Annotated in this window: 17 protein-coding genes; 4 read left to right on the top strand and 13 right to left on the bottom strand. The window is 66.0% G+C overall.

Features of this window, described 5'->3' with window-relative positions; genetic code table 11:
* Nucleotides 1-39 precede the first annotated feature (39 nt).
* Nucleotides 40-810 (bottom strand): SDR family NAD(P)-dependent oxidoreductase, encoded by a 771-nt coding sequence (locus tag BMX99_RS03420; RefSeq protein WP_244525591.1) that lies wholly within the window; start codon nt 808-810, stop codon nt 40-42.
* A gap of 194 nt (nt 811-1,004) precedes the next feature.
* On the opposite strand from BMX99_RS03420, the gene BMX99_RS03415 reads away from it, so the two are divergent.
* The gene (locus BMX99_RS03415) at nt 1,005-1,784 is read left to right on the top strand and encodes an IclR family transcriptional regulator (protein WP_093447236.1); all 780 of its coding nucleotides are present in this window, start codon (nt 1,005-1,007) and stop codon (nt 1,782-1,784) included.
* A 76-nt stretch (nt 1,785-1,860) separates the two neighbouring features.
* Here BMX99_RS03415 and BMX99_RS03410 read toward each other — a convergent pair whose 3' ends face one another.
* The 6 genes from BMX99_RS03410 to BMX99_RS03385 all read right to left on the bottom strand — a co-directional run bounded on the left by BMX99_RS03410 (nt 1,861) and on the right by BMX99_RS03385 (nt 8,903).
* Complete coding sequence (locus tag BMX99_RS03410) at nt 1,861-3,738, bottom strand: bifunctional sugar phosphate isomerase/epimerase/4-hydroxyphenylpyruvate dioxygenase family protein (RefSeq protein WP_093447234.1); 1,878 nt, start codon at nt 3,736-3,738, stop codon at nt 1,861-1,863.
* On the bottom strand, nt 3,735-4,580 hold the full coding sequence (locus BMX99_RS03405; protein ID WP_093447231.1) for a shikimate dehydrogenase family protein: 846 nt from the start codon (nt 4,578-4,580) through the stop codon (nt 3,735-3,737). Before BMX99_RS03405 ends, BMX99_RS03410 begins: the two co-directional genes overlap by 4 nt.
* Nucleotides 4,577-6,097, bottom strand: coding sequence for a tripartite tricarboxylate transporter permease (locus BMX99_RS03400; RefSeq protein WP_093447228.1), 1,521 nt, complete (start codon nt 6,095-6,097; stop codon nt 4,577-4,579). The genes BMX99_RS03405 and BMX99_RS03400 overlap by 4 nt, the downstream gene beginning before the upstream one ends.
* Entirely contained in the window at nt 6,097-6,666 is a 570-nt protein-coding gene (locus BMX99_RS03395; protein WP_244525592.1) for a tripartite tricarboxylate transporter TctB family protein, read from the bottom strand. Before BMX99_RS03395 ends, BMX99_RS03400 begins: the two co-directional genes overlap by 1 nt.
* A 195-nt stretch (nt 6,667-6,861) precedes the next feature.
* Nucleotides 6,862-7,860: a Bug family tripartite tricarboxylate transporter substrate binding protein gene (locus tag BMX99_RS03390; protein ID WP_093447222.1), complete on the bottom strand. Its 999-nt coding sequence runs from the start codon at nt 7,858-7,860 to the stop codon at nt 6,862-6,864.
* 134 nt (nt 7,861-7,994) lie between these two features.
* Nucleotides 7,995-8,903, bottom strand: a complete 909-nt coding sequence (locus tag BMX99_RS03385) for a LysR family transcriptional regulator (RefSeq protein ID WP_093447220.1) — start codon at nt 8,901-8,903, stop codon at nt 7,995-7,997.
* Nucleotides 8,904-9,025: 122 nt separating this feature from the next.
* On the opposite strand from BMX99_RS03385, the gene BMX99_RS03380 reads away from it, so the two are divergent.
* Nucleotides 9,026-10,750 carry an FAD-dependent oxidoreductase gene (locus BMX99_RS03380; RefSeq protein WP_093447217.1) on the top strand — a complete coding sequence of 575 codons (1,725 nt, stop codon included), beginning with the start codon at nt 9,026-9,028 and terminating at the stop codon, nt 10,748-10,750.
* Complete coding sequence (locus tag BMX99_RS03375; protein ID WP_093447215.1) at nt 10,747-11,574, top strand: sugar phosphate isomerase/epimerase family protein; 828 nt, start codon at nt 10,747-10,749, stop codon at nt 11,572-11,574. Before BMX99_RS03380 ends, BMX99_RS03375 begins: the two co-directional genes overlap by 4 nt.
* Here BMX99_RS03375 and BMX99_RS03370 read toward each other — a convergent pair.
* Both BMX99_RS03370 and dmdD read right to left on the bottom strand, forming a co-directional pair.
* Nucleotides 11,571-11,927, bottom strand: coding sequence for a YigZ family protein (locus BMX99_RS03370; RefSeq protein WP_093447212.1), 357 nt, complete (start codon nt 11,925-11,927; stop codon nt 11,571-11,573). The two genes, BMX99_RS03375 and BMX99_RS03370, sit on opposite strands and share 4 nt — an antisense overlap.
* 448 nt (nt 11,928-12,375) lie before the next feature.
* Nucleotides 12,376-13,170: a methylthioacryloyl-CoA hydratase gene (dmdD, locus tag BMX99_RS03365; protein WP_093447209.1), complete on the bottom strand. Its 795-nt coding sequence runs from the start codon at nt 13,168-13,170 to the stop codon at nt 12,376-12,378.
* A gap of 129 nt (nt 13,171-13,299) precedes the next feature.
* Between dmdD and BMX99_RS03360 the strand changes: the two genes are divergently transcribed.
* Nucleotides 13,300-14,379, top strand: a complete 1,080-nt coding sequence (locus BMX99_RS03360) for an AraC family transcriptional regulator (RefSeq protein ID WP_093447206.1) — start codon at nt 13,300-13,302, stop codon at nt 14,377-14,379.
* Here BMX99_RS03360 and BMX99_RS03355 read toward each other — a convergent pair.
* From BMX99_RS03355 to BMX99_RS03340, 4 genes are all read right to left on the bottom strand, one after another.
* Entirely contained in the window at nt 14,333-15,109 is a 777-nt protein-coding gene (locus tag BMX99_RS03355; RefSeq protein ID WP_093447203.1) for an SDR family NAD(P)-dependent oxidoreductase, read from the bottom strand. The two genes, BMX99_RS03360 and BMX99_RS03355, sit on opposite strands and share 47 nt — an antisense overlap.
* A 147-nt stretch (nt 15,110-15,256) precedes the next feature.
* Nucleotides 15,257-16,558: an organoarsenical effux MFS transporter ArsJ gene (gene arsJ / locus BMX99_RS03350; RefSeq protein WP_093447200.1), complete on the bottom strand. Its 1,302-nt coding sequence runs from the start codon at nt 16,556-16,558 to the stop codon at nt 15,257-15,259.
* Nucleotides 16,555-17,553 (bottom strand): ArsJ-associated glyceraldehyde-3-phosphate dehydrogenase, encoded by a 999-nt coding sequence (locus BMX99_RS03345; RefSeq protein WP_093447197.1) that lies wholly within the window; start codon nt 17,551-17,553, stop codon nt 16,555-16,557. Before BMX99_RS03345 ends, arsJ begins: the two co-directional genes overlap by 4 nt.
* A complete protein-coding gene (locus BMX99_RS03340) occupies nt 17,550-18,386 on the bottom strand; it encodes an arsenate reductase/protein-tyrosine-phosphatase family protein (protein ID WP_093447194.1) in 837 nt (278 codons plus the stop codon). Before BMX99_RS03340 ends, BMX99_RS03345 begins: the two co-directional genes overlap by 4 nt.
* Nucleotides 18,387-18,412: the final 26 nt, after the last annotated feature.

Below are 18,412 nucleotides of genomic sequence, written 5' to 3'. Positions count from 1 at the left end.
GAAAAGAACCGGCGTCCTCCCGCCGGTATGCAAACGCGATCAAGAGAACGCGTAAGTGATGCCCCCATCCACGAACAGCATGTCGCCCGTGATGAAGGACGCGTCTTCCGACGCAAGAAACACGGCGGCGGCCGCCGAATCCTGGGGTTGGCCAAGGCGGCCGATCGGCACGCGCTGTCGGCGGCGTTCCCAGGCCTCTTCCGTCACGACAAGGTTGGCCCCGTCGGTCTGGGTCGGCCCCGGGGCCACGGCATTGACGCGGATGTTGTCGGGGCCGAATTCCGCCGCGCCCGACCGGGTTGCGGCCGCCACGGCGGCCTTTACGGCCGAGTACATGATACCATGTTTCATCGCGATCACCGCCGCCGGAGAGGCGATGTTCACGATCGACCCGCCGCCCGCGCCACGCATGTCGGCCAGCACTGCCTGATAGCCCCAGATCACGCCCTTCAGGCCGACGTCGATCATCAGGCTGATGGTCTTCTCGGTCTGGTCCTCCAGCGGGCCATAGCGGTTGAACATGGCGTTGTTGATCAGGACGGTCACCGGCCCGAAGGCCTCGCGCAGTTTTTGCACGGCGGCAAAGACCTCGTCCCGCTTGCCGGCGTTGGCGGTCAGGGCGATGGCCTCGCCCCCCTTGTCGCGCAGCGCCTGGGCGGTGGTTTCCGCCAGCTCGGCGTTCAGGTCCAGCACGCCGACGCGCGCGCCCTCTGCTGCCAGATGTTCCGCGATGGCCCGGCCGATGCCCTGACCGCCGCCGGTCACCAGGGCGACACGCCCTGCAAATCTGTCCTTGACGATGGTTGTCACGACAGCCCCCTTCCCTTTGCGCCGGCACCCCTGCGCCAGGGTCCGCAATCGGGATCCCTGACGCCGGGCCTCGGGTCTCCTCACCCTGTGCCAGCCTTGTGGAAAGGTTGTCACGCGCCCCCGGACATGCCTAGAAATAATCCATATGTGAGGTCGAGTTTCACACTTGTGAAATTCGAGAGGGAGGAAAGACCATGTCCGAAGCACAGGTGAAGTCCGCCATGCGGGCCTTCGAGGTCCTGGAACATTTCAAGCTAAGCCAGCAGGAACGGTCGATGTCGGAACTGGCGGCGGACCTGGGCTATCCGCAGTCCTCGACCACCGTGCTTCTCAAGACCTTGGTGAAGATGGGATATCTGAACTACGACCGGGCGCGGCGGGTCTATTTCCCGACCTCCAAGGTGACGACGCTTGGCGACTGGATCCCCCGCGCGCTGTTCGGGTCGGGGCGGATCCTGGATGCGATCAACGACGTGCATGCGATCACCCGCGAAGGCACCTTCATCGGCACCAAGAACGACGTCTACCTGCAATACCTCAAGACCAAGGATTCGCTGCATGCGCTGCGATTCCACATCGACGAAGGCACGGTGCGGCCGATCACGCGGTCGGCAGCGGGCTGGGTCCTTCTGTCGACGCTGCCGGATTCCAAGATCGAGAACATGGTGCGCCGCGCCAATATCGCGACCAGCAATCCGTCGGAACGCATGAAGCTGGACGTGGTCCTGCGCGAGATCGAGAAGATCCGCCAGCAGGGCTATGCCTCGGTCGAGGATCTGCCCTTCGAGGGCGGCGCGACGATTGCGGTGCTGCTGCCGCTGAAGGTGCAGGGCCAGCCCGCGACGCTGGCCATCGGCGGCGCGGTCTACCGGTTCCGCAAGAATTTCGACAAATACCTCGGGGCGCTGCGCAGCGCGGTGCAGGCGCTGAGCCCCGAGGACGAATTCGAGACGCCGGTGCAGATCGAGGTCTGATCCCCCCAAGCTCTCCCCTGCCCCTCCGCTGGTCCCGCCCTTCCCCGTCGCGGCCCGTCGCGGCCCGTCAGTCCAGTCAGTCCGCCGGCATCCCCCGCGTGCGGCCCAGGCGTTTCTGGGCGGCGATGCGGAAGGGCGCGTTCGGCGCGCCATAGCCGCGATATCCGTCGCGCTGGATGATCTCGAAGAAGAAACCGCTGACCACGGGACGACCATACATCTGGAAGAAGGTGCCGTGATCGTCCGCATCATAGAGGATCTGATGGCGTTTCATCGCCGCCAGAATGTCGGGCGCGATGTCAAAACGGCTGGCCAGGTCGTCATAATAGTTGTCGGGGATCGGCAGGGCCTCGAACCCGGCGGCGGTCAGTTTCGCGGCGCTGGCAAAGATGTCGTCGCTGCTCAGCGCCAGGTGCTGCACCGGCGCGCCAAAGCTTTGCGCCAGGAAGGATCCGGCCAGGGTGCGGTGCGTCTCGGCCCCGTTCAGAGTGATGCGGAAGGCCCCGTCTTCGGTGCCAAGTGCCTGCGACCGCACCAGCCCGTCGGGGTCGATCACGTCGACCATGGGGGCCTTGTGCATCTTGAACAGCGATCCGTAGAACAGCGACCAGGACAGCATTTCGTCATAGGTCATGGTCTGGGCGATATGGTCGATCCGGCGCAGGCCTGCGCCTTCGGGGCCTTCGGTCCCGGCGCCGAATTCGGTTTTCCAGACGTCGGCGTGACGGTGGTCCAGCAAGTGCAGCAGGCTGCCGCCCAGGCCCCGGATCGCCGGGATTTCCAGCTGGCCGACGGCCGGGTTCTGGCTGAAGCGTTTCGCGCCAAGGGCGGCGGCCCGCGCCACCGTGTCGCCCGCGTCCGACACGGTCAGCCCGATATCGCAGATCGAGGTGCCATGCGTGTTATAGGCGGTGCCGGCAAAATCGCCCTGTTCCTCGTTCAGTACGATGCGGATGTCGCCCTGCTGCCAAAGGGTGACCGCCTTGGCCAGGTGGCGGCCGGTTTCGGCAAAGCCCAGGGCGGTCAGCTGGGATTTCAGCGTCTCGGCCTCGGTCCCGCGGGTGGCGAATTCGACAAAGGCGGTGCCCTGAACGTCCTGGCGGGCGGGGATCGGCGGCAATTGCACGTCGATCTCGGGCTCGGCCCGGCGCACGTCGTCCAGCAGGGTGATCAGCGACCGATAGCCATCGCGCGCGATGGTGCGCGGGCTGCCGCCCCGGAACTGGTCGTTGAAGATCTCAAGACTGACGGGGCCGGTATAGCCCGCCGCCAGCACCGCGCGCATGAAGTCGGTGACGGGCAGATCGCCCTCGCCCGGCATGTTGCGGAAGTGGCGCGACCAATACAGCAGATCCATGTCGATCTTGGGCGCATCCGCCATCTGCACGAAGAAGATCTTGTCGCCGGGGATGCGCCGGATGGTTTCCGGGTCCAGCCCGCGCCCAAGGGTGTGGAAACTGTCGACGATCAGCCCGACGTTCGGATGATCCGCCCGGCGCACGATTTCCCAGGCGTCGCGGTGGTCGTTCACATAGCGGCCCCAGGCCAGGGCCTCATACCCGATGCGCAGCCCGCGCGCGGCGGCGCGTTCGCCCAGGGCACGCAGATCGTCCGCCGCCCGGTCGATGCCGCCCAGGGCACGCGGATGCAGCGACGAACAGACCAGGATCAGGTCGGTGCCCAGGTCCTGCATCAGGTCGAACTTGCGTTCGGCCCGGTCGAAGGCCTTGGTGCGATAGGGCTCGGGCAGACCTTCAAAGTCGCGGAAGGGCTGGAACAGGCTGACCTCGAGCCCCTTGTCGCGGATCCGGTTGCCCACGTCGCGGGCGCTGCCGGTGTCGGTGACGAAATCCTGTTCGAAAATCTCGATGCCGTCGAAGCCGGCCTCGGCGATGGCGTCCAGCTTTTCGGTCAGCGTGCCTGAGATCGAGACAGTGGCGATGGCGGTTTTCATGCGGGCGCGACCTCTTGTTGCAGGCTGGAGCGCAGCTGCGCCTCGTCCAGCGAAAGACCTGAGAACAGCGTCCAGGCGTGGACGCCCTGGTAGAAGAACAGCTCCCACCCGGAAATGATCGACAGGCCCGCCGCCTGGGCGTCCTGAAGGAACTGGGTGTCGACCGGCGTATAGACCGCGTCAAAGGCCCATTCGGCCCCGGCCATGGCGGCGGGATCCAGCGGCGTGCCCTCGTATCCGACCATGCCGACGGGGGTGCAGTTGATCAGCCCGGCGCAGCCCTCGGCCGCCTTTTCGGCGCTGATCCAGATCGAGATGTCCATGTCCGGGGCCACGGCGATCAGGGCGGCGGCCAGTGCCTCGGCCTTGGCGACGTCGCGGTCGACCAGGCGCAGGGTGCGTGTGCCCAGCCCCGCCAGCCCGAAGGCCACCGCCTTGCCGACGCCGCCGGTGCCGATCATCAGCACCGGGCCTGTGGGCTGTTCCTGCCGGACGGCACGATAGGCCGCCATGAAGCCCGAGTGATCGGTGTTGAACCCCTTGGGGCCGTCCTTGTGGAAGATCACCGTGTTCACCGCGCCAATGGCCCGGACAAGGGGATCGTCCACCGTGACACGCAGCGCGGCCTTTTCCTTGTAGGGATAGGTCACGTTGATGCCGTCAAAGCCGGTGGCGATGCAGTGGTCGAAGACCCCGTCAAAGTCCTTTTCCATCATCTTCGGCACCAGCCTGTCATAGGTCACGGCGACGCCGTTCTGATCCCCCGCCAGCCCGTGCAGGACATTGGCGCGGGACCGGGCGATATTGTCGCCGATCAGGCCCAGTTTCAGCGCTTTGCTCATCCCTGCACCCCTTGGTTACGCGGCTTCAGGATGTGCGCCTTGGCGCGGGTCCAAAGCGGCGTCTGCGACACGAAGATCAGGATCACGGCGATCAGCAGCACGGTCGACAGCGGGCTGGAGAAGATGCCGCCAAAGAACCGGCCCAGGTCTTCGCGTTCGGAAATGATCGCCCGGCGCCAGTTGTCATCCAGCAGCCGCGACAGGATCACGCCCAGGATCACGGGGCCAAGCGGATAGCCGTAGTGCCGCATGAAATAGCCAAAGAAGCCAAAGCCCAGCATCCAGTAGACGTCCGAAAGCGAGTTGTTGACCGCATAGGCACCCACGATCGACAGCAGCATGATCAGCGGGATCAGCACGGCGCGCGGCATTTCCACGATCTTGGTGAACAGCTTGATGCCAGTCAGGCCGAAGATCAGCATGAAGACATTGGCCATGACCAGCGCGCCGACGATGAACCAGAACATATCGGGCTGATCGACCATCAGCATCGGGCCGGGGTTCAGCCCGTGGATGAACAGCGCGCCGATCATGATCGCGGTCACCGCATCGCCCGGAATGCCCAGGGTCATCATCGGAATGAAGGCCCCGCCCACGGCCGAATTGTTGGCGGTCTCCGGGGCGACAAGGCCCTCCATGGCGCCATCGCCAAAGGGGCGTTCGGGGTTCTTGGTCACGCGCTTGGCGTGGTCATAGGCCATCAGCGCCGCGATGTCCCCGCCGGTGCCCGGAAGCGCGCCGATCACCACCCCGATGGTCGAGGTCTGCAGCGACAGCGGCAGGTGCTTCTTCACGGTGCTCAGCGAGGGCACGATGCGGCTGATCTTCTGACGCACGGCATCCTTGTTGACGTGGTGCAGCTGCATCAGCGCCTCGGAGACGCCGAACATGCCGATCATCACCGCGATAAAGCTGATCCCGCCCTGCATCAGCGGCAGGTCAAAGGTGAAGCGTTCGGTAAAGGTCAGCGGGTCACGGCCCACGGCCCCGATGGCGATGCCAAGCGCACCGGCAAAGATGCCCTTGATCAGGCTGCCGGACGAAAGCGATCCGACCAGAAGGATGCCCAGAACCGCCAGCAGCATGTAGTCGCGCGGCTGGAACTTCAGCGCGAAATCCGACACGAAGGGCGCGGCCACGGCCAGCACGCCGATGCCGATGAAGCCGCCGATGAAGGACATCACCGTGGTGACGCCGATGGCGGTCCCGGCCTCGCCCCGCTTGGCCAGCGGATAGCCGTCCAGCGCCGTGGCAATGGCCGAGGGCGCGCCGGGGATGTTCAGCAGGATCGCGGTGCGCGACCCGCCATAGACCCCGCCCATGTAGATCCCGATCATCAGCGAGATCGCCGGGTAGACATCCCAGGAAAAGGTGAAGGAAATTAGGATCGAGACCGCCATGGTCACCGAAAGTCCCGGAATCGCGCCGACGTAGACCCCGGCAAAGGTGCCCAGGCCCACAAGCAGCAGAAGCTCGGGCTGGGTGAAGACGGTCAGAAAGGCAAGAACGGCGTCCATCACGGGGCTCCCTGGAAGAGGCTGCGGAACATCTGGATGACCTCGGCCTCGGGGACGATGCCGGCCGGGATGAGGACGGTGAAGACGATGCGGAAGACGATCCAGATCAGGATGAGGCTTCCGAGAGAGACAAGAAGCGTCCAGCCCCAGCCACGCCGGGCCAGCAGCTTGATCGCGATGATCAGGAACACGGCCGAGGTGGGCAGGAACCCGATCGGTTTCAGCGCCACGCCATAGGCCACCAGCATCACCGCAAGGATGATGACATTGACCGGCAGGATGTCCTTCATCACGGTCTCGCCCGTGACACGCGGCAGGCGCGCGTCCTTGAACAGGATCACCCCGGCGGCAATCGCCATGACGATCGTCGTGGCCAGCGGGATCGCCCGGGGCGAGGACAGGCCATTGGGCCCGAAGGTGTTTTCGATCCCCCAGGCCGAGAAGACCAGGAAGAGGCTGCCCAGGAACATGACCGCGCCAAAGATCAGCTCTCCGGGGCGGCGCTGGCCCTCGTAGCCGCCGGGCGTCGCGTCGGACGTGCCGTCGTGGTGTTCCGTTTCGATCTTCATGGGTTCCCTCCCCCTGTTGTCCGCAGGTCCCGCCATCGGCCTGTCGCCATCGGGCGGCCGGGCTGCGGAACTGAAAGGCGCCGCACTTCAAGGTGCGAAGTGCGGCGCCGACTGGTTTCAGGTGGCGTCAGGCGCCGGTCTTTTCCGATGTCCGGCAGGCTGCCGGACCTGTGCCTTAGCCTTGACCTGCGCGCCTTACGGGCGGGCGATGCCGAAGTCTTCCGGCGATGCCTTGGTCAGGCCTGCGTCCTGCAGCAGCCAGGTGGTGCCCTGCTGCCACTTCGACAGGAAGGCCTCGGCCTCGGCACCGGAAATGCCCATCATCGAGAAGCCGCGGTTGTCCATCAGCTCGACAAAGGCGGGGTTCTCGGCACCCTTGGCATAGGCGTCGGCCAGCTTGGCGACCACGTCATCCGGCGTGCCCTTCTTGACGAAGACACCGAAGAACGGGCCCCAGGGCAGGTAAGTGTTGTAGGCGTCGTTGAAGTCGGTGACCGGCGGGACCTCGGGCAGCTTGTCGTTGGCCGCCACGTCGAAGATCGCCAGCGGCTTCATCTTGCCGGCACGGATGCCTTCGATGGCCGCACCCAGAACCGCGGGCATGACGTCGATCGCGCCACCCTGCAGCGCGGTCAGCGCCGGGCCGTCGCCGTCGTAGGGCACGGAAATCACGTCCATTTTGCCTTCAACGGTGTTGATCATCGCGGTCACGACCGACGGCAGGCCGCCGGGGCCGGTTGCGCCCATGCGCAGTTCACCGGGGTTGTCGTTGATATAGGCCATCATGCCGGCATAATCGTCGAAGGGGGCATCGGGGTTGGCCACCAGGATCGGGGTGCCGCGTGCCAGGATCGAGATCGGCGTGAAGTCCGAGTAGTCCTTGTCGCCCAGGCCCATCACCTTGTAGAGCAGCGGGTTTTCCGCGCCCATCAGCAGGGTGTAGCCGTCGGCCGCCTGGCCCGCGACATGGTTCAGCGCGATCGCACCGACACCGCCGGTCATGTTCTGCATGACGACCGTGCCGCCCAGGGCCTCTTCGGCATGGGGCGTGACAGACCGCATCACCGTATCGGTAGAGCCACCGGCCCCCCACTGGATGACGCCCTGGATTTCCTTGGACGGATAGTCGGCCGCACCGGCAGCGGATGCACCCAGGACAAGCGCCGAAACGGCACCAATTACGAAACGCTTCATGAGGTTCCTCCCGTTAAAGCTATTGGACGCGATCCTCCGTGCGTCCCATGGCGGGAAGTTTTCGACGATCAGAAGATTAACGTCAAATACCGCTTTTTCGCATACCGTAACATCAGGTTAATCGCGTCAGCCGCTCAGGCCCAGTTCTTGCCGGCCTCGTTCAGCTCCTTTCGGAACTGCGCAATGCTGTATTCGGCGAAGTTCGACAGCACCCTGTCCTTCTTGGTCACCGCGTAGATGTCGATGAAGGTCTCTTCGACAATCGGGCGGCGCACGACACCGGGCATATAGACCTCGGCCACCGAGAATTCGTCGATCAGCGCCACGCCCATGCCGTGACGCACCAGGCTGACGATGGTCTGGGCAAAGCGGCCGCGCATGGTGTGGCGCAGGTCGATCCCCGCCTCGCGGAAGGGGCGCGAGATGATGCGCCCGTAGGGGTCCGAAGGGTCGATGCCCACCATTTCTTCTTTGGCCAGGTCGTGTACGGAAATCACCTCTTGGGCGGCCAGGGGATGGCCTTCGGGCAAGATGGCGACGACGCGGCCATGGGCCAGCTTTTCGCTTTGGATGCCCGGGTTGTGCACGGCAGAGCTCATGATCACGAACTCTCCGCGCTCCAGCAGCAGGTAATCCGCCGTCTCTTCGATCTTCAGGATGTTCAGGTCGATATAGAGGTCGGGATAGCGTTTGCGGATCGTGCGCAGGGCGCGGGCGGCGATGAACTGCGCGACCGAGGGCGCGCTGGCGAAGGACAGCTGCACCTCTTCGCCCTTTTTAAGCGAGTCGATGGCCGATTGCAGGTTCTCGACGCCCTTGTAGACCTCGCGGATCTGGTCAAAGACCTTGCCCGCCTCGACCGAGGGCACAAACAGCCCCGCGCGCCGTTCGAAAAGCCGCAGGCCCAGGGTTTCCTCGGTATGTTTCACAAGCCGAGAGATCCCGGGGGCCGAGACCCCCAGCAGTTCGGCCGCGCCATTGATCGTGCCCCGCAGCATGACTGCTCGGATGACCTCGACCTGGCGCAGGGTGATTTCCTTCATGCGGCCCTCCCCTTTGGGCAAGATTAACCTGATGTTACCGAAAGCCGCAAACAAGCATTTGACGTTACGCCTCGCAACCGGACACTTCCCCGCAGGAGAGGGGGCCAGACGCGGAGGGGCCGATGACCAAGTCCGGGGAATTTTCTCAACAGGCAACGCAGGATGCGGCATGGGACGACCACTGCGACCTGCTGGTGGCAGGATCGGGCGCGGCCGGGCTTGCAGCGGCTTTGGCGGCCGCTGCGGGCGGGCTGAAGGTCATCCTGGCCGAGAAATCCGACGTCATCGGCGGCACCACCGCCTGGTCCGGCGGCTGGATCTGGGCCCCCTGCAACCCCGTCGCCCGTCGCCATGGCTTTGACGAAGACAGTTCCGGCCCGCGCCAGTATCTGAAGGCCGTGCAGGGCAATGCCTTCGACCCCGCGCTGGTCGATGCCTTCCTGCAGGCCGCGCCGCAGATGATCGGGTTTCTGGAAGACCGGGGGCTGGCCTTTGAATGCGGCGCGCGGATCCCCGACACCTATGGCCATCTGCCCGGCGCGGGCACTGGCGGCCGGTCGGTGATCGCCGCGCCCTATCCCGGTCAGGCGCTTGGCCGGGACATCGCGCTGCTGCGCCGCCCCCTGCGCGAGACGTCATTCTGGGGCATGACCATTCAGGCCGGCGCGGATCTGCGCGCCTTCATGACCGCCACGCGATCCGTCGCCTCGGCCCTGCATGTGACCCGCCGGATGGCGCGGCACCTGTGGTCGCTGGCCCGTCATGGACGGGGGATGGAGCTTCGCAATGGCAACGCTTTGGTGGCACGGCTGCTACGCGCGGCGCTGGATGCGGGGGTTGTCGTCCGAACCGGCCAGGGTGTGGCGCAGCTGATCGGCGATGGTGGCGTAACCGGAGCCGTTCTGGACACCGCCCAGGGCCCGCGCCGCATCCGCGCCCGGCGGGGCGTGGTGCTGGCCTGTGGCGGCTATCCCCAGGATCTGCCCCGCCGCGCGGCGAGTTTTCCCCGCCCCGATCAGCACGCCACCCTGGCGGTCCCCGAGGCCTCGGGCGATGGCCTGCGGTTGGGAGAGGCAGCAGGCGGCTATCAGGCGGCAAACCTGGCCGCGCCGGGGGCCTGGTGCCCGGTGTCGCGCGTGGACTGGCCCGACGGCAGCACCGGCGTCTTTCCCCATATCATCGAACGCGGCAAACCCGGCGTGATCGGCGTGCTGGCCGATGGCCGGCGGTTCTGCAACGAAGGCCTGGGCTATTACGATTACGTCCAGGCGCTTTTCGACGCTATCCCCGAGGGGCAGGAGGTCGCCTCCTGGCTGGTCTGCGATCACCGGTTTATCCGCCGTTATGGGCTGGGAATCGTGCGGCCCGCGCCCCTGCCGCTGCGGCCCTGGATCGCCTCGGGCTATCTGAAGACCGGGCGCAGTATCGAGGCCCTGGCGCAGGCCTGCGGGATCGACGCGCAAGGCCTTGCCGCAACCGTCACGCAGTTCAATGACCACGCCCGGCGGGGCGAAGACCCGGCGTTCCACCGCGGTACCACCCCCTACATGCGGCTTCAGGGCGATCCAGAGGTCACGCCCAACCCCTGCCTCGCCCCGATCGAACGCGGCCCCTTCTACGCGGTCAAGGTCATCCCCGGCAGCTTCGGCACCTTCGCCGGGCTGCAGACCGATGGTGCGGCGCGGGTGCTGGACGCAGGCGGCGCGCCGATCCCCGGGCTTTACGCCGCAGGGACCGACATGCGCAGCGTCATGGGCGGGCATTACCCGGCGGGCGGCATCAACCTGGGGCCGGCGCTGACCTTTGGCTATATCGCCGGGCGCCATGCGGCGGGGGCGCGGGGATGAGCCGCCTTCTCTCGCTTGCGCATCTGACGGCCATCGACCTGCCCCCGCCCGCGCTGATCCATGCGGCGGCCCGGGCGGGGTTCGACGCGGTCGGGCTGCGGCTGATCCGGGTGACCGAGACCTCTCCCGGCTATCCCTTGATGCAGGACGCCGCGCTGATGCGCGCCAGCCGCACGGCCCTGCGGGAGACCGGCGTCACCGTGCATGACATCGAATTCGTCAAGATCACGCCCGAAACGCGGGCCGAGGATCTGATCCCCTTCCTTGATGCCGGGGCCGAGCTGGGTGCCAAAGAGGTCATCACTGCGCCCTACGACCCTGACCTGTCGCGACTGGCCGCGACCCTGGGGCGCTTGGGTCAGCTGGCGGCGGATCGCGGGCTGGGGGTGTCATTGGAGTTCTTTCCCTGGACCAACGTGCCGTCCCTGAGCGCCGCGCTTGCGGTGGTGGAACAGGCCGGCCCCGCGATCGGCATCCTGCCCGACAGCCTGCATTTCGACCGCTCGGACAGCCTTTTGTCGACGCTGCAAGCCCTGCCCCCCGAACGTCTGCGGTTCGCCCATCTGTGCGACGCGCCGGTGCATCCACCCTATTCGACCGAGGATCTGCTGCACGCCGGCCGGGCCGAGCGCCTGCCCCCCGGTGACGGCGGGATCGACCTGTCGGCCTATGTCCGCGCCCTGCCCGCCGATCTTCCCCTCGCGCTCGAGGTGCCCATGACCGCCCATACCGCCGCCCATGGGCCCGAGGCCACGGTGGCCCATGTGATGCGCCGGACGCGGGCGTTTCTGGCCAGGATCGGGCAGGACGAAATCGGGACTTAACCCGACCGCAGCGTGTCGAGATACAGCTGCACCGCGTCCCGCACATGGCGGAACCGGTCGCCGCCCAGGTGCTTGCCGCCGTACCAGCGGGTCACGACGACGATGTGATCGCGCAGCCCTTCGCGTTCCAGCATCCGCAGGATCACCATGCCCGCGCCGGATTCCCCGTCGTCGTTCTTGACCGGCGTGTCGCCGGCCAGAAGCCCCCAGGTGTTATGCGTGGCCTTGGCGAATTTCTTCTTGCGGCAGAGCGTCTTTATGAAGTCCTTCGCCTCGTCCTCGTTGCGGCAAGGCCCGCCAGAGACCGCGTATTTCGAACCCCGGTCGCTGATGATGTTATCGAGAATGCGCATGGCCCCGGTTTAGGGGTTGGGCCTGAGGGCGGCAAGGTTTGTGGTCTGTGTTCGGAGGGCGAAGGCCCTCTGAAACCTGTGCGCAAGCTTCATAGGTCTTTGGTAAGGGCAGCGTCCGGCCCGCGGGGGTGATCAGGCTTCTCGAAAATCGTCCAGTGGACGATTTCGCCTGATCTCGGGCGGAGCCCAGAGGCGCGACGACGCCGCTCGGTCTGATTTCTCACCAGCCATATGGCAAGGGTCACCATACAGAGCATCCGTTGATCTTAAAGCCAAGGGCAGCGTCCGGCCCGCGGGGTGGCGCAATAGCGCCGCCCCAGGGGGGCGGGACGGCGCTGCCCGGCGCAAACGCCGGGCGGGACCTATATCTTAGGCTGTGCGCAAAGGGCTCTGGCTGACAGGTTCATGCTGAAGCCACCTCTGGGGTAGGACCGCAGCCCCCCGCCCCTCACCCGTTCGGACGGATGCGCGCGTCGGATTTGTTGGCGAAGGCCTCCAGCCGTTCGCGGGCGGCGGGCTGGGTGTTCACCATCCCGGCCACCACCGATTCCGCATAGGCCGCGTCCAGCGCCGACATGTTGTTCAGGTGGCTGACCGCCGAGCAGATGGCGAAGTTGGTCAACGGCAGGTTGGCAGCGGTCTTCTCGGCCAGCTCAAGCGCGCGGTCAAAGCTGGATCCCTCGACCAGGTATTGCGCGAGCCCGAGGTCCACGGCCTCCTGCCCCTGATAGACGCGGCCGGTCAGAACCATGTCGATCATCCGCGACTTGCCGATCAGGTCACTGACCCGGATCGTCGCGCCGCCGCCGGTGAAGATGCCGCGCTGGCCCTCGGGCAGGGCGAAATAGGTGGTCTGGTCCATCACCCGGATTTGCGCCGCCGAGGCGAGTTCAAGCCCGCCCCCCACGACCGCACCCTGAAGCGCCGCGATCACCGGGACACCGCCATATTCCATCTTGTTGAAAGCCTCGTGCCAGCGCAGGCAGACATGCATGAATTCGTCCGGGCTGCGGTCGGCCTTCCAATGTTCGACCAGATCCAGACCGGCGCAGAAATGATCGCCCGATCCCGCCAGCACCACGGCGCGGACGCCCCGGCGATGCGCGGTGCCAAAGTAGTCGACCAGTTCGTCCACCGTGGCCACATCCAGCGCGTTGCGCTTGGCGGCGCGGTTCAGGGTCACGATGTCGACGCCGCTGTCGCGGGTTTCGATCAGGAGGTTGTCAAAGCTGTCACGGGCCATCTTTCAATCCTTTCGGGGATGTCATGCGATATGTTCGGAAGCGACAATATTTGCTGCGCCACCCTGCCCTCAATGGCCCTGGGTGACAGCAGACTTCCCCAAAGTGACAAAATCACGTAGCCCTGCCCCATGACCTTTCGTTCCGAACCCGGTGACCTGCCGACCCTGTCGCGCGCCCTGATCGAGGATTGGATCAGCGCCATGCGCCTGCGGTTCGGTCCTGACCGGACCAACGGCTTCCTGCGCCATGCGGGGCTGGCGGCAGACGCGGGGCGGCCTGACGCCCGGGTGACGCTCGATCAGATCGTGCTGCTGTATCAGGTGGCCGCGACGCAAAGCGGGGACGAGATGATGGGCCTGTGGTCCCGGCCGATCCGTGCCCGGGCGCTGCAACACCTTCTGACCAGCGTCAGCGCAGCCGACAGCCTTGCGGCCGCGCTGTTCAGGTTTTCGACCTTCTGGAACCTGCTTCTGGACGATGCCTGTTTCACGCTGGACCTGCGCGACGCCCGGATGGTGCTGTCGCTGCAGCTGACCGGCGATGCCCCGGCGCAGCGCTTTGGCCACATGCTGATCCTGAAGCTCGCGCATGGGCTGCTGTCCTGGCTGGCGGGGCGCGAGGTCGCGGTGCGGGCGGTGGATTTCGCCTTTGCCCGGCCGGGCTTCGCCGCCGATTACCCGGTGATCTTCCCCGCCCCGCTGAGCTTTGACGCGCCTGCCTCGGCAATCACCTTTGCAGCCGATGGCACAAGGCCGCTGTCGCGCAGCAAGGCAGAGCTGGTGGCGTTCGTGCGCCGCGCCCCGCGCGACTGGCTGTTCACCCGCCACCGCGACCACAGCCTGTCCCTGCGCATCCGGGCGCATCTGTTCCAAACCGACTGGAGCTGCGCACAGCTGGCCCCCGTCGCCCGCGCCTTTGGCATGACGCCGCGCACCTGCATGCGCCGCCTGGCCGAGGAAGGCACCGCCTTCCGCGAGATCCGCGATGCCCTGCGCCGCGACCTGGCCATCCGCGCGCTGTCCGGCAGCGCGGCCAGTATCGAGGAGATCTCTCAGGATCTCGGGTTTTCCTCGGCGGCGAATTTCCACCGCGCCTTTCTGCGCTGGACCGGGGACACGCCCGGGGCGCACCGCCGGGGCAAGACGGACTCAGGGCCAGGGGTCAGTCGTAGCCCGGGCGGGGAATATGGCTCATCAGACCACGGGTGAAGGCGCCGTCCACGGTCAGCTCGTCCCCGGTGACGTAAGACGCCCGGTCGGACGACAGGTACAGCACCGCGTCTGCGATATCCTCGGGGCGGCCGATGCGGCGCAGGGGCACGACGGACTCGCGTGCGGCCAGGTCCCTGGGGTCGGCATAGAAGGCCTCGGACAAAGGCGTGCGGATCAGGCCGGGGGCGACGGTGTTCGAGCGTACCCCGCGCGGGCCCCATTCCACCGCCAGCTGTTTGGACAACATCGACACCGCCGCCTTGCCCGAGGCATAGGCGTTGCCCTGTGGCGTGGCATGCAGCGCGGCGATGGAACTGACGTGCACCAGCGCGCCCCGGCCCCTTTCCAGCATCGGAATGCCGAAGGTCTGGGCGCAGCGCAGGTATCCGGTCAGGTTCACGTCCAGCATCTTCTGCCAGTCGGCAATTGACACGCGGTCCAGCCCGCCGGGGATCGACCGGGCGGCGTTGTTCACCAGGATGTCGACTGGGCCAAGCGCCTTGTCCACGGATGCCGCCGCCTGGGCCACCGCCGCACCGTCGCTGACGTCGCAGGGCACGGGGATGCCGCCGATATCCTCTGCCGCCGCGTTCAGCGCGTCCGAAGGCAGGTCCAGCATCGCGACCCGCACACCTTCGTCCACGAAAGCCTGGGCGATGGCGCGGCCGATGCCGCCGCTTGCGCCGGTGATGACGGCCACACGGCCCTGCAGTTTCAGCCAAGACATGGCCAGTCCTCCCCCTGATGTGGCGTCAATCAAAGCGCGCGGTCTGCGCCGGCGTCAACGGGCGGGGGCTGCAATACACGGATGTGAATTTGGGGCAGCGACCGGTCTGGCCCCTGCCTTGAGGTCAGTCCCGAAGTCAGTCCCGGCTCAGTCCAGGGCGACCCGGTCGTCCAACCGACCCGAGGTCAGCGCCGCCAATGCCACCAGTGCGGCCGTCGCCCCCATGACCAGGGGCAGCCCGCCGATCTGATAGGTCAGCCCCGACAGCAGCGTGCCCAGAAGCCGCCCGCCCGCGTTCGCCATGTAGTAGAACCCCACATCCATGGTCACCCGTTCGGATTTCGAAAACGCCAGGATCAGGTAGGAATGCAGCGCCGAGTTCACCGCGAAGATCGCGCCAAAGGCCAGCAGACCCGCCACCAGAACTGCCGTCAGCCAGTCCTGCGGCCCCGGTGCGGCCAGCACCGCGCCACTCAGCACCAGGGGCACCACGAAGAGCGCCCAGGCCCAGCCGCGTGCGGCGCGGATCAGCGCATCCTCACCCCGGGTGGCGGCCTTCAGAAGGCGCGGCGCGCTGGCCTGGACAAAACCGTAAAGGATGATCCATCCCGCCATGAAGGTGCCGATCAGGAAGAAGGCGGCGCGGTTGCCCGCCTCGCTCCCGTCCGAGAGGACGGCGTAGAAATAGATCGGGATGCCGACAACGAACCAGACGTCGCGCGCCCCGAACAGAAACACCCGCGCCGCCGACAGCCAGTTCACATTGGCGGATTTCGAAAAGACCTCGGTGAACTTGGCGCCCTTGCGGCCCCGGGGCAGACCCGGCGGCATTAAGATCACCACCGCTGCAAGGATCACCGCCAGGACGCCTGCCATGCCCAGCACCGCGCCGGTGAAGCCCAGCACAGCCAGCAAAGCCGAGCCGAGCAGGAAGCCCAGCCCTTTGACCGCGTTCTTCGATCCGGTCAGCAGGGCGACCCAACGGAACAACCCGCCCTCGCCCTTGGGGGCCAGCAGCTTGACCGCCGATTTCGACGACATCTTGGCCAGGTCCTTGGCCACGCCCGACAGCCCCTGAACGCACATCACGAAGGCGACCGAGACGGCCACGGTCCAGGAGGGATCCAGCTGCGACAGCGCCAGCAGCGCCACCACCTGTATTCCCAGCCCGGCATAAAGCGTCGAGGTCAGGCCGAAGCGCGCCGCGATCCAGCCGGCGGCCAGGTTGGTGACCATCCCGGCGATCTCATAGAGGATGAACAGATAGGCCAGCTGCACCGGGCTGAAGCCAAGCGTGTGAAAGTGCAGCAGCACCAGCATCCGCAGCGCGCCATCGGTCAGCATGAAGGCCCAATAGGCCGCGGTGACGGCGATATAGGCGGACAGGCCCTCGGGTCTTTTTGGTTTCTCGGGCCTGGCCGCCTGGGTGCCGGGGGCCTGCTGGGTCACAGCGAGGCCCCGACCATCAAGGCGACATCGGCCAGGCGCTGCGCATAGCCCCATTCGTTGTCGTACCAGGCATAGACCTTCAGCTGCGTGCCGTTCACCACCATGGTCGAAGGCGCGTCGATGATCGAGGACCGCGGATCATTGGTGTAATCTGTCGAAACCAGCGGCCGGGTCTCATAGCCCAGGATGCCCTTCAGGGGGCCGTTGGCGGCGGCCTCGAAGGCGGCGTTGACCTCATCCACCGTCGTGGCGCGGTCAAGTTCGAAGACGCAGTCGGTCAGCGAGGCATTGAGCAGCGGCACCCGTACCGCGTGGCCGTTCAGCCGGCCCTTGAGCTCGGGGTAGATCAGCGTGATCGCGGTGGCCGAACCGGTGGTCGTGGGGATCAGCGAATTCAGCGCGGACCGGGCGCGGCGCAGGTCCTTGGCGGGGCGGTCGACGATGGTCTGGGTGTTGGTCACGTCGTGGATCGTGGTCATGGACCCGTGCTTGATCCCGAAGGTCTCGTGCACGACCTTGACCACCGGGGCCAGGCAGTTCGTCGTGCAGGAGGCGGCGGTGACGATCCGATGCTGTGCCGGGTCAAAGCTGTCGTCGTTCACGCCCATGACGATATTCGCCGTGGGTCCGTCTTTAACGGGGGCCGAGACGACAACCTTCTTCACCCCGGCGGCGAAATAAGGGGCCAGCTTGGCCTCAGTCTTGAAGACGCCGGTGCAGTCGATGACCACGTCGACACCGTCCAGGGGCAGATCCTCGATCGCCTTGGTGCCAACAAAGGGGATGCGCGTGCCGTCGATGATCACGGCACTGTCGTCATGGGCGAAATCCGCCTGCCAGCGGCCATGCACCGTGTCGAATTCCAGCAGATGGGCATGCATCGCCGCATCGCCCACGGCATCGTTGATCCAGGCAATCCTTGCGCCCCGTTCGATCAGGGGTTTCAGGGCAAGCTTGCCCATGCGGCCAAGGCCGTTCACGGCATAGTTGGTCATTGCGTTTCCTCGTTCGTCAGGCGGGCGATGTCATCGACCGCGGATTGCAGGGCGATCCGGTCCAGGCTTTCCACGGGCAGGGCCGTAAAGGCCTCGATCCGGCGTTTCAGCGCCCCATAGGCCTGTTGGAAGGCCAGGCTTTTCTCGGCATCGGTGCCGGTGGCCTTCACCGGGTCGACCATGCCCCAGTGGCCGCTGATGGGCTGACCTTCCCAGGCGGGGCATTCTTCGTTCGCGGCCTGGTTGCAGACCGTGAAGACGAAATCCAGATCGGGCGCGTCGGGGCCGCTGAACTCGGCCACGTTCTTGGCCCGCAAGTCCGAGATGTCGTGCCCCTTGTCCGTCAGCACCTGAAGCGCAAAGGGGTTGAGCTCGGACGACGGGCGGGTGCCGGCGGAATAGACGGTGAAGCGGCTGCCGCCGATCTGGCGCAGCAGGCTTTCGGCAAAGATCGACCGGGCGGAATTCCCGGTACAGATAAACAGGACGGAATAGGTGCGGTGGTCGGTCATGGCAGAGGATCCCGAGCTTTGAGGCAGGCAGATTTCAGGGCGACCGCGGCAGCAGTCGAGGAAGAGGTAATCGAACATCTGTCGTGCGGTGGTCATATTGACCGCATAAAGAAGAGAGGTCCCCGACCGGGTCTGCGTCACCAGCCCGGCCCTGACCAGCGCGGCCAGATAGGTGGACATGGTGCTGGCTTTCACCGCCAGCGCATTGGCGATTTCACCGGCCGGAACGGCATCGGGATGACGCCGCATCAACAGGCGAAACACCGCAAGTCGCTGCGGATGGCCCAGGGCCGTCAGTTGATCGGGAATCTCTTTTTCCATATTTCATGGATTAATGAAATATGGGC

The organism is Pseudooceanicola nitratireducens, assembly GCF_900109195.1.
Lineage (GTDB): Bacteria > Pseudomonadota > Alphaproteobacteria > Rhodobacterales > Rhodobacteraceae > Pseudooceanicola > Pseudooceanicola nitratireducens.
This window is presented reverse-complemented; position numbering and strand designations above follow the sequence as displayed.